Source organism: Corynebacterium amycolatum, from assembly GCF_016889425.1.
Classification (GTDB): domain Bacteria; phylum Actinomycetota; class Actinomycetes; order Mycobacteriales; family Mycobacteriaceae; genus Corynebacterium; species Corynebacterium amycolatum.
Genome location: NZ_CP069513.1, coordinates 1762207 through 1783120, shown reverse-complemented (window position 1 = coordinate 1783120; position 20914 = coordinate 1762207). Strand labels below are relative to the sequence as shown.

The 20914-nt window shown below is 58.2% G+C and carries 19 protein-coding genes; 14 read left to right on the top strand and 5 right to left on the bottom strand.

What is annotated here, in order from left to right; translation table 11 throughout:
• Positions 1 to 4: 4 nt before the first annotated feature.
• On the top strand, positions 5 to 820 hold the full coding sequence (locus I6J19_RS07805; RefSeq protein WP_038625514.1) for a polyprenol monophosphomannose synthase: 816 nt from the start codon (positions 5 to 7) through the stop codon (positions 818 to 820).
• A 310-nt stretch (positions 821 to 1130) separates the two neighbouring features.
• Here I6J19_RS07805 and I6J19_RS07800 read toward each other — a convergent pair whose 3' ends face one another.
• Positions 1131 to 1520 (bottom strand): RNA polymerase-binding protein RbpA, encoded by a 390-nt coding sequence (locus I6J19_RS07800; protein WP_005511311.1) that lies wholly within the window; start codon positions 1518 to 1520, stop codon positions 1131 to 1133.
• A gap of 81 nt (positions 1521 to 1601) precedes the next feature.
• Between I6J19_RS07800 and I6J19_RS07795 the strand changes: the two genes are divergently transcribed.
• From I6J19_RS07795 to I6J19_RS07775, 5 genes are all read left to right on the top strand, one after another.
• Positions 1602 to 1991, top strand: a complete 390-nt coding sequence (locus I6J19_RS07795) for a hypothetical protein (protein ID WP_080972838.1) — start codon at positions 1602 to 1604, stop codon at positions 1989 to 1991.
• Between the two features lie 17 nt (positions 1992 to 2008).
• The gene (locus I6J19_RS07790; RefSeq protein WP_038625519.1) at positions 2009 to 2719 is read left to right on the top strand and encodes a YceI family protein; all 711 of its coding nucleotides are present in this window, start codon (positions 2009 to 2011) and stop codon (positions 2717 to 2719) included.
• Between the two features lie 182 nt (positions 2720 to 2901).
• On the top strand, positions 2902 to 3120 hold the full coding sequence (locus I6J19_RS07785; RefSeq protein WP_038625521.1) for a hypothetical protein: 219 nt from the start codon (positions 2902 to 2904) through the stop codon (positions 3118 to 3120).
• Positions 3121 to 3607: 487 nt separating this feature from the next.
• On the top strand, positions 3608 to 5044 hold the full coding sequence (locus tag I6J19_RS07780; protein ID WP_038625522.1) for a hemolysin family protein: 1437 nt from the start codon (positions 3608 to 3610) through the stop codon (positions 5042 to 5044).
• 3 nt (positions 5045 to 5047) lie between these two features.
• Positions 5048 to 6085, top strand: coding sequence for a hemolysin family protein (locus I6J19_RS07775; protein WP_038625524.1), 1038 nt, complete (start codon positions 5048 to 5050; stop codon positions 6083 to 6085).
• A 64-nt stretch (positions 6086 to 6149) separates the two neighbouring features.
• Here I6J19_RS07775 and tpx read toward each other — a convergent pair whose 3' ends face one another.
• Positions 6150 to 6647 (bottom strand): thiol peroxidase, encoded by a 498-nt coding sequence (gene tpx, locus I6J19_RS07770; RefSeq protein WP_038625527.1) that lies wholly within the window; start codon positions 6645 to 6647, stop codon positions 6150 to 6152.
• A 174-nt stretch (positions 6648 to 6821) separates the two neighbouring features.
• On the opposite strand from tpx, the gene I6J19_RS07765 reads away from it, so the two are divergent.
• Complete coding sequence (locus tag I6J19_RS07765) at positions 6822 to 7106, top strand: Lrp/AsnC family transcriptional regulator (RefSeq protein WP_005511316.1); 285 nt, start codon at positions 6822 to 6824, stop codon at positions 7104 to 7106.
• 39 nt (positions 7107 to 7145) lie between these two features.
• Here the strand turns inward: I6J19_RS07765 and I6J19_RS07760 are convergent, their stop codons facing one another.
• Both I6J19_RS07760 and I6J19_RS07755 read right to left on the bottom strand, forming a co-directional pair.
• Positions 7146 to 8873, bottom strand: a complete 1728-nt coding sequence (locus I6J19_RS07760; RefSeq protein WP_038625529.1) for an FAD-binding dehydrogenase — start codon at positions 8871 to 8873, stop codon at positions 7146 to 7148.
• A 117-nt stretch (positions 8874 to 8990) separates the two neighbouring features.
• Positions 8991 to 10445, bottom strand: a complete 1455-nt coding sequence (locus tag I6J19_RS07755; protein WP_038625531.1) for a class I SAM-dependent methyltransferase — start codon at positions 10443 to 10445, stop codon at positions 8991 to 8993.
• Between the two features lie 186 nt (positions 10446 to 10631).
• Between I6J19_RS07755 and I6J19_RS07750 the strand changes: the two genes are divergently transcribed.
• Positions 10632 to 12053: an NAD(P)/FAD-dependent oxidoreductase gene (locus I6J19_RS07750; RefSeq protein WP_049181063.1), complete on the top strand. Its 1422-nt coding sequence runs from the start codon at positions 10632 to 10634 to the stop codon at positions 12051 to 12053.
• Positions 12054 to 12145: 92 nt separating this feature from the next.
• Here I6J19_RS07750 and I6J19_RS07745 read toward each other — a convergent pair whose 3' ends face one another.
• Entirely contained in the window at positions 12146 to 12709 is a 564-nt protein-coding gene (locus tag I6J19_RS07745; RefSeq protein WP_224786555.1) for a PaaI family thioesterase, read from the bottom strand.
• 114 nt (positions 12710 to 12823) lie between these two features.
• Here I6J19_RS07745 and gndA point away from each other — a divergent pair, with 114 nt between their 5' ends.
• The 6 genes from gndA to I6J19_RS07715 all read left to right on the top strand — a co-directional run bounded on the left by gndA (position 12824) and on the right by I6J19_RS07715 (position 20856).
• Entirely contained in the window at positions 12824 to 14266 is a 1443-nt protein-coding gene (gndA, locus tag I6J19_RS07740; RefSeq protein ID WP_187402592.1) for an NADP-dependent phosphogluconate dehydrogenase, read from the top strand.
• 47 nt (positions 14267 to 14313) lie between these two features.
• Positions 14314 to 15927 (top strand): bifunctional hydroxymethylpyrimidine kinase/phosphomethylpyrimidine kinase, encoded by a 1614-nt coding sequence (locus I6J19_RS07735; protein ID WP_038625537.1) that lies wholly within the window; start codon positions 14314 to 14316, stop codon positions 15925 to 15927.
• Positions 15928 to 16007: 80 nt separating this feature from the next.
• Complete coding sequence (locus tag I6J19_RS07730; RefSeq protein WP_222867223.1) at positions 16008 to 17342, top strand: DEAD/DEAH box helicase; 1335 nt, start codon at positions 16008 to 16010, stop codon at positions 17340 to 17342.
• Positions 17343 to 17345: 3 nt separating this feature from the next.
• Positions 17346 to 18731: a hemolysin family protein gene (locus I6J19_RS07725; protein WP_038625541.1), complete on the top strand. Its 1386-nt coding sequence runs from the start codon at positions 17346 to 17348 to the stop codon at positions 18729 to 18731.
• Complete coding sequence (locus tag I6J19_RS07720; RefSeq protein WP_038625543.1) at positions 18728 to 19942, top strand: hemolysin family protein; 1215 nt, start codon at positions 18728 to 18730, stop codon at positions 19940 to 19942. Before I6J19_RS07725 ends, I6J19_RS07720 begins: the two co-directional genes overlap by 4 nt.
• Entirely contained in the window at positions 19939 to 20856 is a 918-nt protein-coding gene (locus I6J19_RS07715) for a 3-methyladenine DNA glycosylase (RefSeq protein ID WP_187402593.1), read from the top strand. Before I6J19_RS07720 ends, I6J19_RS07715 begins: the two co-directional genes overlap by 4 nt.
• Positions 20857 to 20914: the final 58 nt, after the last annotated feature.

Here is a 20914-nt window from a genome sequence, read left to right as displayed (position 1 = left end):
ACGAGTGACTGCCCTAAATGAGTCGACGCTGGTTGTCATTCCCACTTTCAACGAGCGGGAAAACCTGCCGGGCGTGATTGCACGCCTGCGCGCAGCGGAGCCGAGCGTCGACATTTTGGTTGTCGATGACTCTTCACCAGACGGCACCGGAGAGCTCGCCGATGAAATCGCTGCCGCTGACAAGGCGGACAACAACGGGAAAGAGCACATCTACGTCCTGCACCGCGAGGGCAAGGGCGGTCTCTGGGGTGCGTACCGCGCGGGCTTCGCTTGGGGTCTCGAGCGCGACTACGAGGTTCTCTGCGAGATGGATGCCGACGGCTCCCACGCACCAGAGCAGTTCCATCTGCTGCTGGAGAAGCTCGAGGACGGCGCCGATGTCGTCATCGGCTCCCGCTACATTCCGGGAGGCAAGACCGTCAACTGGCCAATGAGCCGTCAGGTTCTCTCCCGCGGCGGCAACTTCTACATCTCGCTGGCGCTCGGCGCAGGCATCTCGGATATCACCGCTGGCTACCGTGCTTATCGACGGGAAGTTCTCGAGACCCTCGATCTCGAGAACATTGGCAAGGCTGCGTACCTGTTCCAGACCGAGCTCGCCTTTGAGGCTGTGCAGGCGGGCTTCCTGGTGGAAGAGGTTCCGATCACCTTTACTGAGCGCGAGTACGGCGAGTCCAAGATGGATGGCAGCTTTGTGAAGCAGTCTCTGCTGCAGGTCACCAAGTGGGGATTCAAGCACCGCTCACAGCAGGTAAAAAACCTGGGATCTGAGATTGGTCGCCTGGCTGGTCACGAGTTTAAGCAGCGATTCCGCAAGTAGGGCAACCCCCAAAGATTGCGACCACAAAAATTGCGGGCTGCATGTATGAATACGGGCTGCATGTACGAATGCAGGCTGCCTGTATGACTGCAGGCTGCAAATGTGAAACTGACTTAGTTTATGACAGTTTCAGGCCATTTTTCAGGCCATTTTTGTCATAAACGCAGTCAGTAACTCGGCTCGGCCCGCCGCAGCCAGCCACCAACGAAAAACGGGCCCGAATAAGGAGCAAAACCTTATCCGGACCCGAATTTCAGTGTTTGATCGACGGCCACAAAGCTCTAAAGTTCGAACCTAACCAGCTCAAACCTTAAGCGTTCTTCTCTGCCTCTTCGGCTTCCTTCTGAGCCTTCAGCAGGCGAGCGGCGTTACGACGACGCTTGCGCAGCAAGTCAACGCGCTCATCCAACAGCACATCGAGCTCCTCAATGGAGCGGCGCTCACGGAGCATGTCCCAGTGAGTCCTCGGCGGCTTCACCGGCTTAGCTTCGGTGCCTTCGCCTTCAACCAGCTCACCAATCTGGCCATTCTTGCACAGCCATTCACCTGGAATTTCCGCGTCATCCGCGAATGGGACCTCGAAGATCTCACCGGATTCAGTGCGGTAGCGGACCATCATTCGCGGCGCGAGGTCATGATCGCGATCGGTCTCATACGAAACGGCGCCCATGCGACTGCCACGAAGAACTCGATCTGCCATGTGGAACGTGCCCCCTTTGGTAGAAATACTAGACCACACATTATAACGCCTTAGTCAGCATTCATGCCATAATTGACTTCTGTGTCAGATCAAAAGCCGAGCACAACTATCGCCAATTGCCAGTGGTGTGGCCGCGAAATGGAGGTCGCCATCCGCGGTCGCCGGCGCAAATTCTGCAGCCAAGCCTGCCGGCAGCGCGCGTATGAAAAACGCACCGGCGTAGCAAAAGGCGCCTCCAGGCCGATTGCCGAACGAATCAATTCGGATCTCACGCTGAAGACCGCCGATGCCACGAGTAGGCCGGCGGGCGGTGACGTCGTAAAGCGAATAGGGGACGGGCTCTTCGAAGTACGTTGTCTCGCCGAAGACTTGCGCACCGCGCTTGACGACGACATGGAGACCGCCGTCCTACAGGAGATTACGCAGGAATTGATTATGAAAACGCGTGAGGTGGAACGGTTTATCCCATAGCGGATTAAAAGGATAGGATGAGCACTATGAATTCTGGTGTCCGTAAATCAATTATTACTTTGATAGCCGTTGCAGTTGTTGCGCTCGCAATTGTTATTGTGGGACCAGTTTTGTATCGCGTTTTCACGCATGAAGGGGTGCGTACTGGGGATTTCGAGGCTAACGAGCTGCCTGCAGCAACGACTGACGCGAATGGCACCTGGAAGATTGTCGGTGGCGATAACTCACAGAACACCTCCGTTGGCTTTACTTTTAACGAGGTGCTGCCAGGCAGTAGGCGGACGACGTCCGGTTCCACCCACGAAGTCACTGGCGAGCTGAAGGTTGCTAACGACAACCTTGAGGACGCATCCATTGTTGTTGACATGGCAACTCTGACTAGCGATATTGAACGTCGTGACATCAATGTCCGCAACAATATTTTCAGCGTTGAGCAGTACCCAGAAGCTAAGTTTGAGCTTGCAGAGCCGCTCGATATTTCAAGCATTCCAGATAACGGCCAATGGGCAAATATCGAGATTCCGGGACGCCTGACCATTCGCGGTGTCACCAATGATGTCACCGTGCCAATGAAGGCCGCTCGTACCGAAAACCTGGTTTTGCTGTCGGGCACCTTGCCAATCAACCGCCTGGATTACAACGTGCGCCTGCCACAGTTTGTAGCTGCATCCATCGAGGAGAACGGCGAACTCAATCTACGCATTGTCGCGGAGAAGCAGGACGCGTAGGTTTCGGCTAGCAGGCACGGCCATCTAAAGATGGATCGCACGAGAACGAATCTAAAAGAGGCTTCTAGCCAGCAAAAATATGCCCCGTTTCGTCACTGTGACGTAATAAATCCATTTAGTCCACACACCGCAGAGGTCCCGCCAAAAACAATTTTGATAGGCCAGTTGGGAGCCACAACGATATGAACACCTACGAAGCAATGTTGCTCGCACGAAAGGTGCGAATGGTGCTACTGATTATCTTCATTGCATTCGTGGCCTACAAGGGCGTGTGGTGGCTCGTGGCTGTTGGCATATTTCTGATTGGCATGACGCTGTGGCAGAACAAGCGACTGCGGGAAGAGATTGCCGTCCGCAACGCGGATGAGCTTGTAGCAGACACCAAGACCAATGAACAATAAGCCCGACAGCATGGATCAAGCGCCAAGGTAGAACGGGGCGGAAAACGTGGCAGCCCTAGAAATTCAGAAACCTCCAGACCTAACCACTGTCAATATTTGTCCGATAATATACATTATGACATTTTGGCCTTAGGGGCTTACTCTCCCCATTACCGCCGATGCGCCATTGTCGTCAGGCCTAACCAGCCAGCCAGTCAGTCAGACTGTCCCGCCAACCCGCACCGCCATGCCCACTCAGCAAAGAATTGATTTTCGCTACACGGCTATTCAGGAATTTTTAGTAAAATTCCCTCATGCCTGATTTCTCAGACACATCCAGTAGCTCCGACAGACCCGATACGTCAGACACGTCAGATAGAGCTGACTCGTCCGACGACCCTGAGCCTCGAGCCAAGGTAAACGGGCTCTCTGTAGCCGCAGTAAGCGCAATAACCGTAGCAACCGCAACATCCTCAGCGAACGCAGCAAACACTCCAGGTGATGCCGCGTGATTGTATCCGCGCTCATTGTATTCGCAGCTTTTCTTTTCCTCGTTTTCGCCAACGCAGTTTTCGTTGCTGTCGAGTTTTCCTACCTCACGGTTAACAGAAACGACGTCAAGAAGGCCGCAGACTCCGGCTCAAAGTCCGCATATTTAGTAGACCGTGCTCTATCACGCACCTCTACTAACCTCTCCGGCGCACAGCTGGGAATTACGGTCACCAGCCTCGTCGCTGGTTTCCTTACCGGACCTTCCCTCGGCGTGCTCCTCGAAGCCGCTTTTGGTGGCACTAGCGTCTCTCCCGCCACCGTCACTGCAATCAGCACTACGGGCGCTTTCATTATCGCAACCTTCACTCAAATGGTCTTTGGCGAACTCGTTCCCAAAAACTGGGCCATCGCCGAGCCCACGAAAGTCGCAAACCTCGTGGTCAGGCCGCAGAATGCCTTCATGTTCGCATTCGGCTGGCTGGTCTGGCTGCTCAACAGCGCGGCTAATTGGGTACTAAAACGGCTCGGCTTCTCCCCTGAGGAAGAGGTTGCCAGTGCCAGAACCGCGGAGGAACTCCGTGCCGTCGTCACGCACTCTAGCGATGAAGGAAAGATTAACCCGCAGACCGCCGAGTTGGTGGCGCGATCGATTGAGTTCGGCGAGCGCACGGCGGCTGATGTGATGACGCCACGCACGCAGATTATCTTTATCGAAGATCAAAGCGTCGCAGAGATGCTGACGGTCGTCGCAGATTCTGGACATGCACGCTTCCCCGTCGTTGGCAATAGTGTCGACGACATTCGCGGCGTGGTGCACTACACAGACCTGCTCAGCGTGCCACACGCACAACGCTTGACGACGTCAGCTGCGAGCCTGGCCAAAGATGTACTCGTGGTGAACGATTCGACCACACTTGATCCGCTGATGCGTCAATTGCGTGAGGATGCATACCAGTTCGCGGTTGTCGTCGATGAGTACGGTGGCACGGACGGCATCGTGACTCTGGAGGACCTCGTTGAGGAAATCGTCGGTGAAATCGATGACGAACAGGACGATCGTTCGTTGCTCTACAGCCGGATTAGCCCCAATACGGTGATTGTTTCCGGTCTCATGCGCCCGGATGAGCTGGGAGAGATTCTGAATCTGGTTTTGCCGGAGGGCGACGAATCCGACACGATTGGCGGATTTATTACCGAGCGCTTAGATCGCATGCCGCGTTTCGGCGACACTGTCACGGTCGAAGCCACCGACCACGAAAACCTCGATCAGGAAAACTTGCCTACCACCGCTGAAGTCGCCTTCCGAGTAGAGCGCATGGCGCGTCACCGCGTTGGCCGTATTCGTGTCCAGGTGGACCGCGTCGGCAACAAGGTCGCACACAGGGATGAAGGCGCCGATCAGCAAGGCACCAGTCACAACCACGTCGAGCACAACAGCGAACAGGAGGGCTAAAACATGCCACTACTTACTCTTATTTTGCTGTTAGCCCTCAATGCCTGGTTTGTCGCTACTGAATTTGCGATGGTCTCGGCTCGCCGCGACCAAATTGAACCGGATGCCGTCAGCGGCTCTACCAGCGCAAAGTACGCGCTGCGCGGTATCGAAAACGTGTCAGCCTCCCTGGCGGCAACACAGCTTGGCATTACCGCCTGTTCCCTGCTCATCGGTGCCGTCGGTGAGCCTGCAATTGCACACTTCTTCGAGCCCTACATGACAGCACTTGGACTCCCCGCGGGCACCGCCCACGTGGTTGCGCTGGTGTTGGCGCTGCTGATCGTCACTTTCTTACACATGGTTGTCGGCGAAATGGTGCCGAAGAACATCGCTATTGCGGCCCCCAGCCCGACAGCGAAGTTCGTGGCTATTCCGCTGTATGTGATTGTGCGGCTACTCAACCCGGTTATCTGGGCGATGAATACGACCTCGAACATCGTGGTTCGTAAGGTTCTTCGCGCCACTCCGAAGGACGAGGTCGATTCCTCCTTCACCGCTAGTCAGGTGCAGGATTTCGTCGCCGAGTCCGGGCGTCAGGGGCTTCTCGACGATGACGAGCTCGCACTCCTTCACAAAGCTCTCGGCTTCGAGCATCTCACCGCCGCGGACGTCACTATGGAACTCGACACCCTCGTCACCATTGACCCCGACACCACTGTCGCCGACATCGAAGAGCTCAGCGCACGCACGCGATTTTCCCGCTTCCCCATCACTGATACCGACGGCAGCTTCATCGGCTACATTCACGTCAAGGATTTGCTTTCGCTTGACGACGGTCACCGCGACCAGACCTTCCCGCGGAATCTGATTCGCACCTTCGCAACCGTCAGCCCGAACGCCAAGCTCCAATCGGTCATGCGGCTTATGCAGCGCGAGCAAGCTCACTTCGCCTTGGTGACAGAGCGAAATAGTACTTCGAAGAACTCTGTCAACGGAATCGTTGCACTGGAGGACGTACTAGAAGAGCTCGTCGGCGAAGTGCGCCAGGCAACAGCCTAGCGAGACCGCCGACGAGCCCCGTCGATTCCAGCTGGTTACTTGCTGCTGCGAGCTAGTTAGCTAATTACTTCAGCGCAGCCAGCGCGGAGTCGTAGTCCGGCTCCGTGGTGATCTCATCGACCAGCTGGTTGTAAATAACCTTGCCCTCTTCGTCAGTGATGACTACGGCACGAGCAAGCAGACCTGCGAGCGGGCCATCCTGCTGGACAACACCGAAGGCTTCGCCGAAACCGTGGCGGAAATCCGAGGCAACCTCAACGTTGTCCAGGCCTTCTGCAGCGCAGAAGCGGCCGAGAGCGAACGGCAGGTCACGCGAAACATTAACCACGACGGTGTTGTCCAGCCCAGCAGCGTCCTCGTTGAAGTGACGCACCGAAGCTGCACAAACACCGGTGTCTACAGACGGGAAGATGTTGTAGACGACCTTCTTACCAGCGAAGGTCTCCTTGGTGACCTCCCCGAGATCGCCACCGGTGAGGGTAAACTCCGGAGCCTTGTTGCCCACCTGGGGCAGGTCGCCGGAAAGCTGGACTGGGTTGGACTGAAATGCGGTTTGTGTCATAGCGCCCTTTTTACCGCCTTTCGTCAGGATCCTCCAGGCTGTTTCCTGGAAATCAGTAGAATCGTGACAGAAATGAAATTCCGGGCCGCAGTATCTTGAGTAATCTTGCGTATCTTGCGGTCCGGGCCACGCTACTCAGCGGGCCCAACGTTTAAACTCCGAGGAAAGGCAGCCATGAGTTTGATTACCGCAATTGTGTCCATCGATGTCGAAGCTGACAAGATTCCGGAGGCCGCCGAGACCATCGTCGAGATCGACGGCGTGACTGAGGTCTACTCCGTTACTGGCGACTGGGACCTGGTCGTCGTGGTGCGCGCAACTAACCACGATGATTTGGCGGAAATCATTCCAAACCTCATCAGCAAGGTCGACGGCGTCATTCGCACTCAGACTCAGCTGGCTTTCCGCACCTACTCTCAGCACGATCTGGAAAGTGCATTCTCCATCGGGCTGGAGTAGTCGCGGATTCTTCCACCGAACCGTGCCGGTATGCGGTAGCTACTTAACCACTTCCGCCATCGCGCGGCCTGCCTGACGGCCACTGAAAATACAGCCGCCCAGGAATGTGCCTTCCAGTGCGTTGTTGCCGTGGACGCCGCCGCCACCGAAACCAGAGGCCTCGCCTGCGGCGTAGAGCCCCTCAAAGGGAGTTCCGTCGGGGTGCAAGCACTGACCGTCGAGGGTCGTCTCAATGCCGCCGAGCGTTTTGCGGGTCAGCATGCGCAGACGAATAGCAATCAGCGGGCCGTTCTTCGGATCCAAAATCGGTGATGGCGGCACAGAGCGGATGATTTTGTCCCCGAGGAAGTTCCGGGCCACGTTGACGTAATTGACCTGGTAGTCCTTGGAGAAGGGATTGCCGGTCTGCATGTCGCGCTGACGGATCTGCTCCTCAAGCTTCTCCAAGTCAATCTTCGGCGCTGCAGCTCCGGACTCGCTGCCCGAACCAGACTCTCCGCCCGAGCTCGCTTCCACGATCTCGTTCATCCCCTCGACCAGCTTCGGCAAATCGTCGGCAACCACCCAGTCTTCGCCGTTATCCATAAACGCCTGAATGGGCGCGGCGACACCAGAGGTCACCTTGCCAATCAGCTTCTTAATCTCCTTGTCCGTCAGATCCGGATTTTGTTCTGAGCCAGAGAAGATAAACTCCTTGGCCACGATGTTCTTATTCAGCACAAACCAGGAGTAGGAATGTCCGGTAGCCAGAATGTGCTTCATCGTGCCGACAGTATCCGCGCCCGGAATATACGGCGCAGGCAGGCGGTTTCCCTCTGCGTCGAACCACATGGCCGACGGTCCCGGGATGATACGGATACCGTGGTTCGGCCACACCGGATTCCAGTTCTTCATGCCCTCGGTGTAATGCCACATGCGGTCACGGTTGACGAGGTTTGCGCCGGCTTGCTCTGCAATCTCAATGCCACGGCCGTCAACATGCTCTGGCACACCGCAAACCATGTCCTTCGGCATCTCGCCCAGGCGCTCGGTCGGCCAGCACTTACGCACGGCTTCCAGGTTGCCACCGACACCGCCCGTCGCAATGCACACGGCCGACCCGTGGATCTCAAAGTCTTCCCCTGTTTCCTCGCGTGACGACGCCACTCCTCGCTCTAAAGATTCACAGGGAACCAGAATCTTGCCACGCACGCCGACGGCGCGGCCATCTTCTACAATCACCTCATCAACGCGGTGGCGATGGCAGTATTCCACCAGCCCCTTCTTCGCAGCTTCAGCGACCGGCTCTGCGAAAACGCGGACAATCTCGGGGCCTGTGCCCCAGGTCAAGTGGAATCGGGGTACCGAGTTACCGTGACCGTCGGCACGCCCTTCACCGCGCTCAGCCCACCCGACGACAGGCAGGAACTTCACGCCGAGATTGCGGAGGTAGTCGCGCTTCTCCCCCGCCGCGAAGTTCAGGTAGGCCTTGGCCCACTTGCGCCCCCAGTTGTCTTCCTCGCGGTCGAACTGCGCGGAGTTGAACCAGTCAGCTTCAGCGAGCTCGCGGTTGTCCTTGACTCCTAGGCGGCGCTGCTCTGGCGAGTCGACGAGAAAGATTCCTCCCAACGACCAGAAAGCCTGTCCGCCAAGGTTGTTGGCATTCTCCTGATCGACAAGGATGACCTTCTTACCTGCCTGCGTGGCCTCATACGTCGCGACCAATCCGGCAAGTCCGGCGCCGACGACAACAATGTCTGCAGTACGTGTGGTGCTCTGTGCGTTCATAGTTTCGTTTTTAGACCCTAAACACCGCCTTTGAGGTGGTTTTGCCTAAAAACGTGATTTATTTTTGCAGGCTCTATTTATCTAGCGAATTTCCAGCGCGTCCGGAGCTGCCCGCTGCTAGTGAGGCCTGCGTGGCGCATGCACGAGTTCGACCTGCACGAGCGTGACTTTCTCTGCACGCACGAGCGCTTCAAACAGCGACAGGTAGTAATTCCACATCCTCCGAAACACTCTGTCGTAGCCGATACCAGCGGCTTCACGCGCATGAGCTGCAAATAAATCGCGCTGGAGCTGCAAGGTCGTCGCGAAGTGCGAAGGAATGTATTCCTCCGCCGCGATGCGCAGACCGGTTTCCCGGTCAACCATCTTGCGCAGCTCTTCCATGGTGAAAAGTTGCAGCTGTGGCCACACGTAAGCGCGTACGAGGTCCAAGCTACGCTCGGAGAGCGCGTCGAATTTGTCCGTAGCTACCACCATTTGGACGACGATAGTGCCGCGATCGACAAGCAGACGCTCGGCGCTCTTCAGCCAGCGCAGCGCACCTGCACGACCGAAGGTCTCCAGACGCCCGACGTTGATAACCGCCTCGAAGTCAGACTCGAATTCGCGTGGCGACGGAATGTTGCGATCCATCTGGATTACATCTACCGCGCCGCGCAATCCAGCCTTTTCCACCCGTTCCAGCACCGTGTCGGTGTGGTCATCTGAGACGGTAATAACCTCCGCACCCGCTCCCCTTTCTGCAGCTCGAAGTGCAATTTCTCCGCCTGCCGACGGCCATTCGGCTACACGGTCGCCAGCCCGCACTCGAGCGAGATCGAGCATGTGCTCAATATTGCGCACCTGGGCATGCAGAAAATCAGCACGTGCGACGGATTTTGGGGCATCGACATAAGTCACGTCAACTGACCAGTGCGAGGGAACCCCACCCTTGCCCGCACCGCGGGCATAGTTGGGAATCTGTTCACGCGACGAGGTTCGCACTCCGGAGGCGAACAGGCCAGAACCACCCATCAGCAATTCGCCGGAATAAAGCTCCAGCAATGAGGTCGGCAACTCTCCCGCCATATCTGGCCCATCGAGACGCGGGCGTGAACGCGCGACTTTCATCAGACCACGTGCCAGCGGCCCCGACGAGGCAATATCAAACTCGGCGCTGAGCAGTCGGCTGAGAAGCTCTGGCAAGTCATCACTGGACCACTCGCCCGCGAGATAGGACTCCCCCAATCCGAGCCATTCTGAATCAGCTAGTCGAGAATAGAAAACAGGATCAATGACGCTGAAAACGACTGGACGCAATGTGACGGAATCATCGGGAGATTCACTGTCACTGCGGGAACTGGCGCCACCGACACCGTCGATAGCCAAATCGGCGTCACTCGTCGACCGAGTAATGAAGGACTCCCCGACAAACTCGCCGGATTCAACCAGTTCAATGCCGTTGTTCTGGCAGAGCCGCTCGAATGAGCGCTCCATTACGTCAGCACGTTTCGCTAAGAAACGCCCCTCTGGAATACGCGCAACCCGAGGCCATCGCTCTGCGTCAATTGCCTGCCGGCTTGCCGAATTCACCCTGCCCGAACCTCCTAACAATCGCGCCGCATAAAGGTACGAATAACGAACTGAGTTTGCTCTCGAATTCTACCGCGCAGGGACCCAGAATAGGCGGTGGCGCACCGAGAGGATTACTATTGTGGCTTGCCGGCTAAAAGCCGAATCAAAACTTCGAGAACTTTAAAGTCTGTGAGGAGAAAATACATGACCGAGACTCCGTACCGCCCGCACTCCGGACGTCCGCACGTGGTCGTCATCGGTTCGGGTTTCGGTGGCTTGTTCGCGGCGAAGAAGTTGCAGGACGCCGAGGTCGACGTCACTCTCATCGACCGCACTAACCACCACCTGTTCCAGCCGCTGCTCTACCAGGTAGCAACGGGCATCCTTTCCTCGGGCGAAATCGCACCGTCTACTCGCACCATCTTCGACGGTGTTCAGAACGTTCGTGTTGTCAAGGGCGATGTCACCGACATCGATGTCGAAAAGCAGGTCGTGACTTCCGAACTGGGTCACCAGACTTCCAAGTGGGAATACGACCACCTCCTGGTCGCCGCTGGCGCTGGCCAGTCCTACTTCGGCAATGATCACTTTGCCGAGTTTGCTCCGGGTATGAAGAACATCGACGATGCACTCGAGATTCGCGCTCGTATCATTGGCGCATTCGAGCGCGCCGAGCTGACCGACGATCCGGCCGAGCGCGAGCGTCTGCTGACCTTCGTGGTCGTCGGTGCTGGCCCGACCGGCGTTGAGCTTGCTGGTCAGCTGGCCGAGCTGGCTAACCGCACTCTCGCATCGTCTTACCGCAGCTACAACCCGCACGCTGCACGTGTCGTGTTGCTCGACGGCGCACCGCAGGTTCTGCCGCCGTTCGGCAAGCGTCTGGGCCGTAAGGCTCAGAAGTCCTTGGAGAAGATGGGTGTCATCGTCAAGCTGGGCGCGATGGTCACTGACGTCAATGAAGAGGGCGTCACCTACAAGAACATGAAGGATGAAACCGAGGAGTTCATCCCGTCGTTCTGCAAGATTTGGTCCGCCGGCGTGTCCGCTTCCCCGCTGGGTAAGATGATTGCCGAGCAGACCGGCGCCGAGACCGACCGCGCTGGCCGCGTCGTTGTCAACGAGGACATGACAGCTGGTGACTGCAAGAACGTTTACGTCGTGGGCGACATGTCCAACCGCGAGAACCTGCCGGGTGTTGCTCAGGTTGCTATTCAGGGTGGCGAGTATGTCGCTGAGAACATTGCTGCCGAGGCAGACGGCCGCGATGTCGCGGAGCGCCAGCCGTTCGAGTACTTCGACAAGGGCTCCATGGCAACCGTCTCCCGCTTCTCTGCAGTGGCGAAGATGGGCAAGGTTGAGGTCTCCGGCTTCATCGGCTGGGTCCTGTGGCTGGCTGTCCACCTGATGTTCCTGGTGGGCTTCCGCAACCGTCTCGTCTCCTGCGTCAGCTGGGGTCTGAATGTTCTGGACCGCAACCGTTGGCAGATGGTTTCCACCCGCCAGCAGATGTACGCACGCAATGCAATCAATCGCCTGGCCGAGCTCAACAAGGACAAGGCTGAGCAGGATCTGCCTCTGGAAGTTCGCGACACCCGCCGCGAGCACCGCGCAAATAAGAACAAGTAGTTAACTTGCAGGTGGCTAGGTTAGAAAACAGCTAACCAAGGTTAACCACCTGCGAGTTCCCTATCTGGCCCGTTACCACCTATGACGATTTGCTACAGCGGCTTGTCAAGTACCGCAATTCGTAGGTTGGTGCGGGCCAGCAGTTTTTCATCTGCCTTGCGGGTGTGCTCAATGCGCCACAGTTGCATGGTGCGCCCCAGGTACTCCGGCTCCGCAGTAGTGACAATTACCTCGCCGGCCCGGGCGGAGCGGTAAAAATCGGTGTTGTTGTTCACACCGACGACCGGCTTCTTCGCACCGCAGGCAACGAAACCAGCAATAGAGCCAGCAGTCTCACCTAGCGAGCAGTAAACACCGCCATTGGCTAGGCCCCACGGTTGCAGGTGGTCGGGCCCGACTGCGAGCTCCATCTGAATTCGCTCCGGCCCGACATGGACAAACTTCGTGCCCAGCAGCGTATCTAGACCGCCGATTCCGTTATCGCCCAAGGTGCTGTTAAAAACAGCCAGCTCCTCATCGCTCAAGGCTTCCTGGCTAGCCTTCGTCACCAGTGTCATATACTTGCGCAGCCCCTTCCTCTTCGCCTGCTCGGCGGCGGAATCTGCAGAGTTAGAGTCCTGTGAACTGCCATTATTCGCAATAGTCTCGTCAGCCATGCCAAACATTGTGCCAGCGCACGCCATCACTTGTGGCAGTTTTAACGTTAAAACCAGTAACAAATTCTGAGTCCCAGATACAACGAACCCTGGCCAGGCTTTAAGATGGTGGGCATGACCGATAACAATGAACTCGCACAAATTGGTGTCGTCGGGCTCGCCGTCATGGGCTCGAATATCGCGCGCAACTTCGCCCACAAGGGACACACAGTTGCCGTGTACAACCGCAGCCCGGAGAAAACTCGCACCCTCATCGCTGAACACGGTGATGAAGGCTCATTCATCCCGTCCGAGACCATCGAAGAGTTCGTCGCTTCGCTGGAGCGCCCGCGTCGCGCTCTGATTATGGTTCAGGCAGGTGCCGCTACTGATGCGGTCATCGATCAGCTTGCCGACGTGATGGAGCCCGGCGACATCATCATTGATGGCGGTAACTCTCTTTACACGGACACCATCCGTCGTGAGAAGGCTATTCGCGCCCGTGGCCTGCACTACGTTGGCACTGGTATTTCCGGTGGTGAGGAAGGCGCTCTGACCGGCCCATCCATTATGCCGGGTGGCACGAAGGAGTCCTACGAGTCCCTCGGCCCGCTGCTGGAGTCCATCTCCGCTCACGTTGATGGCGTTCCGTGCTGTACACACATTTCCTCCGATGGCGCTGGCCACTTCGTGAAGATGGTCCACAACGGCATCGAGTACGCGGATATGCAGGTCATCGGCGAGGCCTACCACCTGCTGCGCGAGGCCGCTGGCCTCACCCCTGCAGAGATTGCAGATATCTTCCGCGAGTGGAACAAGGGCGACCTGGACTCCTACTTGGTTGAGATCACCGCTGAGGTTCTCTCCCAGGTCGATGAGAAGACAGGCAAGCCGCTGGTGGATGTCATCGTGGATGCCGCTGGTCAGAAGGGCACCGGGCGTTGGACGGTCAAGGCCGCTTTGGACTTGGGCATTCCGGTAACTGGTATTGGCGAGGCCGTGTTCGCTCGCGCCCTGTCGTCTTCCCTTGTTCAGCGTGAGGCTGCACGCAACCTGCCGTCAGGAAGCCTGGCTAAGGCGCCCGAGGATCGCGATGCTTTTGTGGAACGCGTCCGTAAGGCTCTCTACGCTTCCAAGATCATTGCCTACTCGCAGGGCTTTGATGAGATTAACGCTGGCGCCAAGGAGTACGGCTGGGAAATTGACCGCGGTGCGCTGGCAACCATCTGGCGTGGTGGCTGCATCATTCGCGCTCAGTTCCTGAACCGCATCAAGGAAGCGTACGACCGCGATCCGGAGCTGCCGGCGCTGGTACTCGACGAGTACTTCCGTGACCAGGTCACCGAGTGCCTCGACGCCTGGCGCGATGTTGTTGTCACTGCAGCACAAATGGGTATCCCGGCTCCGGTGTTCTCCTCCTCGCTGGCTTACTATGACGGCCTGCGTGCAGAGCGCCTGCCGGCAGCGCTGGTTCAGGGGCAGCGTGACTACTTCGGTGCACACACTTACAAGCGCGTTGACCGCGAGGGCGCTTTCCACACCCTCTGGTCTGGCGACCGCTCCGAGGTTGAAGCATAGTGTTGAAGTCTGTCGCTTCACACTCTTGAAGTTAAAAGGGGTCTGAGATGCCATTTCCATTGAAGGCGAAGCCTGATTTTGTGCCACGAGTTCTTTCCATCGCCGGCACAGACCCAACCGGTGGGGCTGGACTGCATGCCGATTTAAAGTCAATTGCTGCCGCCGGTGGTTATGGCATGGGCGTGGTCACCGCTTTGGTATCTCAGAACACCGTGGGCGTTCGTGCCGTCCACACCCCACCTGTTGACTTCCTCGTCGAGCAGCTGGCTGCTGTGACTGAGGATGTCACCATCGACGCGGTGAAGATTGGCATGTTGGGGTCACGCGAACTCACGCAGGCCGTCACCAGCTGGGTTCAGGAGACCAAGCCAGCCGTGGTTGTTCTCGATCCGGTTATGGTCGCTACCTCCGGCGACCGTCTGCTTGACGAAGATGCCATGGATGCAATGCGGGACTTGGTCGCGGAAGCCACCGTCATCACGCCGAATGTTCCCGAACTGGCGTTGCTTGCCGACGCCCCGGAGGCCAGCGACTTCACTGAGCTGATTGAGCAGGCGCTGGAGTTCGCGGGCAAGAACGATGTCATCGTGATTGCAAAAGCTGGTCACTTAAGTGATGAGGAAGCCGGAAATGCCGTGGCATCCCCCGATGGCCAGGTTTTCTTCAGCTCTTCTCCCCGCATTCACACTGAGAACACCCATGGCACGGGTTGTTCGCTGTCCGCTGCTCTCGCCACACGGATTGGTGGGGGCTCTGCGATTAATGATGCCCTGCGCTGGACTACGCGCTGGCTCAGCGAGTCCATTCGTTTCGCGGATAACCTCAACGTCGGCCAGGGGCACGGCCCCATTGACCACGGCCACAGGGCTCGTCGCCTGGAAAAGGTCGCGCTTCGGCGAATGCAACCAGTACATCTGAACTCCAGTTTTTCCCCAGGAGCCATCGAAGGCACTGACACTGCGCAATCGCCAAAAGAGTTGGAATCTTTCTTCGGGCACTCACTCCAGATTGCTCCGGCGGGCCCCTTTACTTCCCAGCTGTGGCGGGACATCGAGGACATCGTTGCCGAGATTGGCGGAATGTTCAGCGTCCCCACGATGCTCCGCGGCGACCTTTCCTCGGAAGAAACCAACTTCTTCGTAGCGCAAGAGGCCTGGTACTTGCACCAAGTTTTCCCAGTCCTGTCGCATCTGGCAACGAAAGCACCCTGCGCTAAGGAACAGGTTCTGTGGTCATCGGTCGCGCAGGAAGCCCTGGTGCGTGCGTTGGAATTGAGCAATAACACGCTGGAAGAGGCTTCTTCGGCGCTCGAGGACATCGAACCGACAACCATCACGCAGCTTTTGCTGGACGTGCATTCTTCCTGTAGCGCTTTCAATCCATATCGGGTCGCCGTAACCAGTATCGTTGCCGAAATGTGGGTTACAGCCGAGCTGACTCTGCAAGGAAAATCGCTGGTCGATGGAGATTCCACGATTGCGGACTGGGTGGAGGTGTATTCCGACCCCGAGTATGTTGACAGTGTTCAGCAGGCTCTCGAGGTCCTTGAAGAGAATATGTCCACGGCCAGCGATGCGGAGCTCAAATCTATCCGCAATATCTTCCGTCGAGCTGCTGTTCTTGAGCGCGAGGCCTATGCGCAACCGGGTCGCGGTTGGTAAATCTCATGGCACGGTAGTTTTCCAGTTCACCGGACGTGCCTATTGCATGGCAGTCCGGGGATAGCGGTATTCTAACAAGCATGCCCCCTCCTGCTGAGTCCAGTGATTTCAGACAGTTGGGCACGCCGGAAGCAATTGTGAGTATTCTGCGTGCCCAGCACATAACTTCGCCCACCGCCGTGCAGGTGGCGACTTTGCCAGATGCTTTCGCTGGCAAGGACGTTCTTGCACAGGCACCCACAGGCTCGGGCAAAACGCTCGCATTTGGCATTCCGCTGGTCGCGTTACTCAATAACGCCTCTCCAGCGCTTCCCCGTTACCCGCGCGCGCTTATTATTTCGCCGACGCGGGAACTTGCAGATCAAATTGCTGATGTCCTCGCTGACATCGGCGCCGCTGCAGGTCTGCGTGTCTTGAGGTTGGTCGGCGGTGACTCCGTGGCCAAGCAGCAGACTCTGCTCGCAGCACCAGTCGATATCGCTGTGGTCACACCGGGTCGCGCACACGATTTGCGCCGCCGCGGCGTACTCAGCCTTGAGCACGTCCTTGCCGTCGTCGTAGACGAAGCGGACATGCTCGCTGACATGGGCTTTCTGCCCGATGTTCTGGGCCTAGTCCGTGCGTGCCCGAAGTCGGCACAGCGCATGGTCTTTTCCGCCACGATTAACGACGACGCCGCGGGGCTTATCCGCGATCGTCGCGCAAGTAGCACCGAAGTTGCGAAACACAAGGTCACTGCATCCCGGCTGACCATGCGCAATATGCGGCATCTGTTACTTCGGGTAGAGGACAACACTGAGGCAGACGAAGTAGTCGCCTGGATTGCCTCCCGCAAGGATCAGTGCGTCATCTTCGCCAACTCTAAGGCGCGTGTCGTGCAGCTGGCTAAGTTTTTACAGTTCTACAACATCAAGTTAGGTTTCCTCCACGGCGATCGCGGCCAGGCAACACGTCGCGCAGTCCTCAAGGCCTTTGCCGACGGTGAAATCAATGTCCTCGTCACCACGGATGTGGCCGCTCGGGGCATTGATATCGATGCTCTTGACTTGGTTGTGCACGCGGATCCGCCAAGGGATTCCGCGACGTACATTCACCGCTCGGGTCGCACGGCGCGTGCAGGTGCTTCCGGCACGGTAGCGATGATTGTGCGTGACCGCCAGGTTGATCAGGCCCGTGAGCTGCTGGCAGGAGCCGGCGTTGAAGCTGAAGAGCTGCGCGCAGCTCCGGGGCTGCCGCGATTTGTCAAGGAACTGGGCGCACGCCGTCCGCGCCGGGCTCGTCAAGATCAGAGCCAATCGGCAGGCGGTGCTAGTGGTTCCGGGTACCGCGGGCGCGGCGGCCCGTCGGCAAGCGGAAAGAATCGTGCTGGCGGTCGCGTACACCGCCCCAAGCGAGGGAAAAAGAAGAAGAGATAATCAGTGGATATTGTTCTCAATATTGTCGCGGTTGTCGGCTTTATCGCGCTAACCGCTGGCACCGGCCTCTTTGTGGCGTTTGAATTCGCGCTGACAGGACTGGAGCGTTCTACGATTGACGCCGACCGCGCCCGTTCAGCGGATGCACCTGCTGAGGCCGTTCACAAGGCACATAATCGACTGTCCTTCCACCTCTCCGGTGCACAGCTGGGCATTACGTTGACGACGCTGGCAACTGGTTTCCTCGCGGAACCGGTGCTGGCGCAATACTTCACGCCGATGCTGCATTGGATGGGGCTCAGCGAGTCTGCAGCGGGACCGACCGCACTGATTCTTGCGCTCATTGTGGCCACGATGTTGTCAATGGTCTACGGCGAGTTGGTGCCGAAGAATGTCGCGATTACAGAGCCGCTGGCTTCGGCGCGCGTTACGGCTCGTCCGGTGATGGCGTTTAACTGGGTGTTCCGCTACTTCATTCAGTCGCTGAATGCCTCGGCGAACTGGCTGGTGCGCAAGCTCGGCATTGAACCGGCGGATGAGCTGGCTTCGGCGCGTTCCCCGCAGGAGCTGGAAGCACTGGTGCGCAATTCTGCGGAGCAGGGTGCATTGGATGAGTCGAAGGCTGCTGTGCTCGAGTCGTCGTTACGCTTTGGCGAAACTACTGCGGAGGACCTGATGACGCCGCGGTCGACGATTACTTCTCTCGATGTCGATGACACGGCGCTGGATCTGCTGGCTGTCGCCATCGAATCAGGACATTCCCGCTTCCCCATTACTGACGGGGACCTCGATGCCACTGTCGGTGTTGTCCACGTCAAGGACGCATTCGCGGTGCCTGCGACGAAGCGCTCAACTACCACCATGCGGGAGGTTGCACGGCCAGTGCCCACGCTGCCGCAGTCGCTGGACGGCGATGCCGTACTGGAGGCCGTGCGTTCGGCTGGTTCGCAGATTGCGCTGGTCGCGGACGAGTATGGCGGCATCGCCGGCATTGTCACCATCGAGGACGTCGTCGAGGAAATTCTTGGCGAGGTCTGGGATGAGTACGACGACAAGGAGTCCGAGCAGGAAGTCAAGCGCGCAATTGAAGGCTGGAATTGCTCCGGCCTTGTGCGTACCGACGAGCTGCCGACCAAGGTCGGATACTTCGCCCCGGAGGGCAGCTTCGAAACCCTCGGTGGCCTGATTATGTTTGCGCTCGGTCGCATCCCAGAGGTCGGTGATGTCGTCCTGCTGCCAGAGACCGAACGCGACTTCATGGACGAATTCGAATCGGGTATCGCCGGACGCTGGTACGCCCGCATTCTGGCGATGGATGACCGCCGCGTGGATCGTGCCATTTTGATTCCTGTGACCAACGAGCACGCTAAGGAGATGTTCAACCTATGAGTGACTGGTTTGGAATCCTCCTGACCTTCGTCTTGTTGTTGGTCAACGCGTTTTTCGTGGGCGCGGAGTTCTCACTTATTGCTGCTCGCCGTGACCGTTTGGAAGCGCTGCTGGCTCAGGGAAAGAAGCGCGCTCGCACAGTTATCAATGCTTCTGAGCACCTGTCGATGATGCTCGCCGCCGCACAGCTGGGCATCACCATTGCCTCGCTGCTGCTGGGTAAGGTCTCTGAACCGGCGCTGGCACATCTGCTGGAAGCTCCTTTCCACGCCATGGGTATTCCGGAATCACTGCTACACCCGCTGAGCTTTGCCATCGCGTTGATGCTGGTGTCAGTGCTGCACATCATGCTCGGCGAAATGGTTCCAAAAAACATTTCCCTAGCCGGCCCAGAGACAGTGGCCATGCTGCTTATTCCGGTTCACATGGTTTTCTACCGCCTGACCAAACCGCTGTTGCTGCTGTTTAACTGGTTGGCTCGCCATACACTGAGGCTGTTCGGCATTGAGCAGCGCGATGAGCTTGACACCACTGTTGATTCCACTGAGTTGGCATCGATGATTGCGGAGTCTCGTCAAGAGGGGCTCCTTGACAGCGAGGAGCACGTCCGTCTTCGTCGCACGCTGGCTTCGGCCACGCGCACCATTGAGGAGGTGCTAATTCCGCACGAGCAGATTCGGCGCCTCCCCACCGCACCGACTGTGGGCGACCTAGAGACGGCGGTCACCGAAACTGGCTTCTCCCGGTTCCCCGTCGCTGCGGCCAACAATGAACCCAACGAGTACCGTGGCTATGTTCACGTCAAGGATGTCCTCGACCGCGTCATGGACCCTGCCTCCGGACCGGAGACAGCCATCCCTGATGACGAGATTCGCCCGATGATCGAGATTCCGATCGATGCCACGCTGGATGAGGGATTGCGCATCATGCGCCGCTACAGCGCCCACATGGCAGTGGCTGTACGCGCTCGCATGCCAAAGCCGCACCTGCGCGCAAGCGCCCCGGCAAGTATCGCCCCGAAGACCGGTGCTTTCTCCGGCGCGGAGCAGATCGGCATCGTGGCTCTGGAGGACCTCATCGAAGAGCAGGTCGGTGTCGTGCGTGACTGGACCCACGAGGTCTCCCCGCGTCGCAGCGGTGCACCAAAGCAGTACCCGATCGTGAACCAGCCCCGGATCCGGCCGGGCACCACGCAGGGACGCCAGCAGTGACATCTACGCCCGATTCGTCTTTCGACTGGCGTGAAGCCAAAGCAAGGCATATCGCCCGCGTCGATGCCCTGACCCGCGATCACCTGTCCCGTCGCAGTCGTGGCCAGCGCCACCCGGTGTGGGACTTCATCTTCGAGTACTACCCCGTCAAGCCCGGTCAACTCCGCCGCTGGTCACCGGGCATCGGCGTAGATCTTCCCGGTGCGACAGCCAAGGACATCAGTCACCTGGAGTTTTTTACCCTCGACATGGATGACGCTACCGACAGTTCTGCTAGCAAGGAGCCCACCGATACCGCCTCGGGGACGGCACGCATGGATGTTTCGGCGTACGTCGATAAGCGAGGTAAGACGGTGGCGTACATCGGCAATCTGTTGCGTTCGACGCGCGCGAATCCAGCGCACTTTGACTGCTTCGGCCTGCATGAATGGGCGATGGTGTATCGCCAGCCCGAGCATCGTCACCCGGAGCCACTGCGGCTTGGTCAGGCAGGCACGGACGAGGTCGTCGAGGCCCACACAGTGCGGTGTACGCACTTCGACGCCTTCCGCTTCTTTACGCCCGACGCCGTCCCGCTCAACGAGTTTGCGCCGACGCGCGAGACACAGCCGCACTGTGAGCAGATGGGCTGTCTGCACGCCAACATGGACTTGTATAAATGGGCGACCAAGCTCGGCGAGGCGGTCCCCGGCGACCTGTGGCTGGATACTTTCGCGCTCGCGTGCAGTGCCCGTGAGTTGGATATGCGCGCCGCTCCCTACGATCTGCGGGATTGGGGCTTTGCTCCCATTCGCATCGAGACTCCCGAGGGCAAGGCCGAGTACGTCCGCCGCCAGCGTGAGATTTCTGCTCGCGCCGACGTCCTGCGCGGGCGTTTGCTGCAAGTAGTAGATGTCGCATTGTCCACGCAGTAGAGTTGGCAGGAGTTACGTGCGCGTTTGTGCTTTACGACGAGGTCTGCTGCGAGTCGAC

Bases quoted from the DNA above. Each gene is read 5' to 3' on its own strand.
- I6J19_RS07800 (WP_005511311.1), bottom strand. From the start codon at position 1,520: ATGGCAGATCGAGTTCTTCGTGGCAGTCGCATGGGCGCCGTTTCGTAT.
- I6J19_RS07790 (WP_038625519.1), top strand. From the start codon at position 2,009: ATGAGCACTATGAATTCTGGTGTCCGTAAATCAATTATTACTTTGATA.
- I6J19_RS07785 (WP_038625521.1), top strand. From the start codon at position 2,902: ATGAACACCTACGAAGCAATGTTGCTCGCACGAAAGGTGCGAATGGTG.
- I6J19_RS07775 (WP_038625524.1), top strand. From the start codon at position 5,048: ATGCCACTACTTACTCTTATTTTGCTGTTAGCCCTCAATGCCTGGTTT.
- tpx (WP_038625527.1), bottom strand. From the start codon at position 6,647: ATGACACAAACCGCATTTCAGTCCAACCCAGTCCAGCTTTCCGGCGAC.
- I6J19_RS07765 (WP_005511316.1), top strand. From the start codon at position 6,822: ATGAGTTTGATTACCGCAATTGTGTCCATCGATGTCGAAGCTGACAAG.
- I6J19_RS07760 (WP_038625529.1), bottom strand. From the start codon at position 8,873: ATGAACGCACAGAGCACCACACGTACTGCAGACATTGTTGTCGTCGGC.
- I6J19_RS07750 (WP_049181063.1), top strand. From the start codon at position 10,632: ATGACCGAGACTCCGTACCGCCCGCACTCCGGACGTCCGCACGTGGTC.
- I6J19_RS07745 (WP_224786555.1), bottom strand. From the start codon at position 12,709: ATGGCTGACGAGACTATTGCGAATAATGGCAGTTCACAGGACTCTAAC.
- gndA (WP_187402592.1), top strand. From the start codon at position 12,824: ATGACCGATAACAATGAACTCGCACAAATTGGTGTCGTCGGGCTCGCC.
- I6J19_RS07735 (WP_038625537.1), top strand. From the start codon at position 14,314: ATGCCATTTCCATTGAAGGCGAAGCCTGATTTTGTGCCACGAGTTCTT.
- I6J19_RS07730 (WP_222867223.1), top strand. From the start codon at position 16,008: ATGCCCCCTCCTGCTGAGTCCAGTGATTTCAGACAGTTGGGCACGCCG.
- I6J19_RS07720 (WP_038625543.1), top strand. From the start codon at position 18,728: ATGAGTGACTGGTTTGGAATCCTCCTGACCTTCGTCTTGTTGTTGGTC.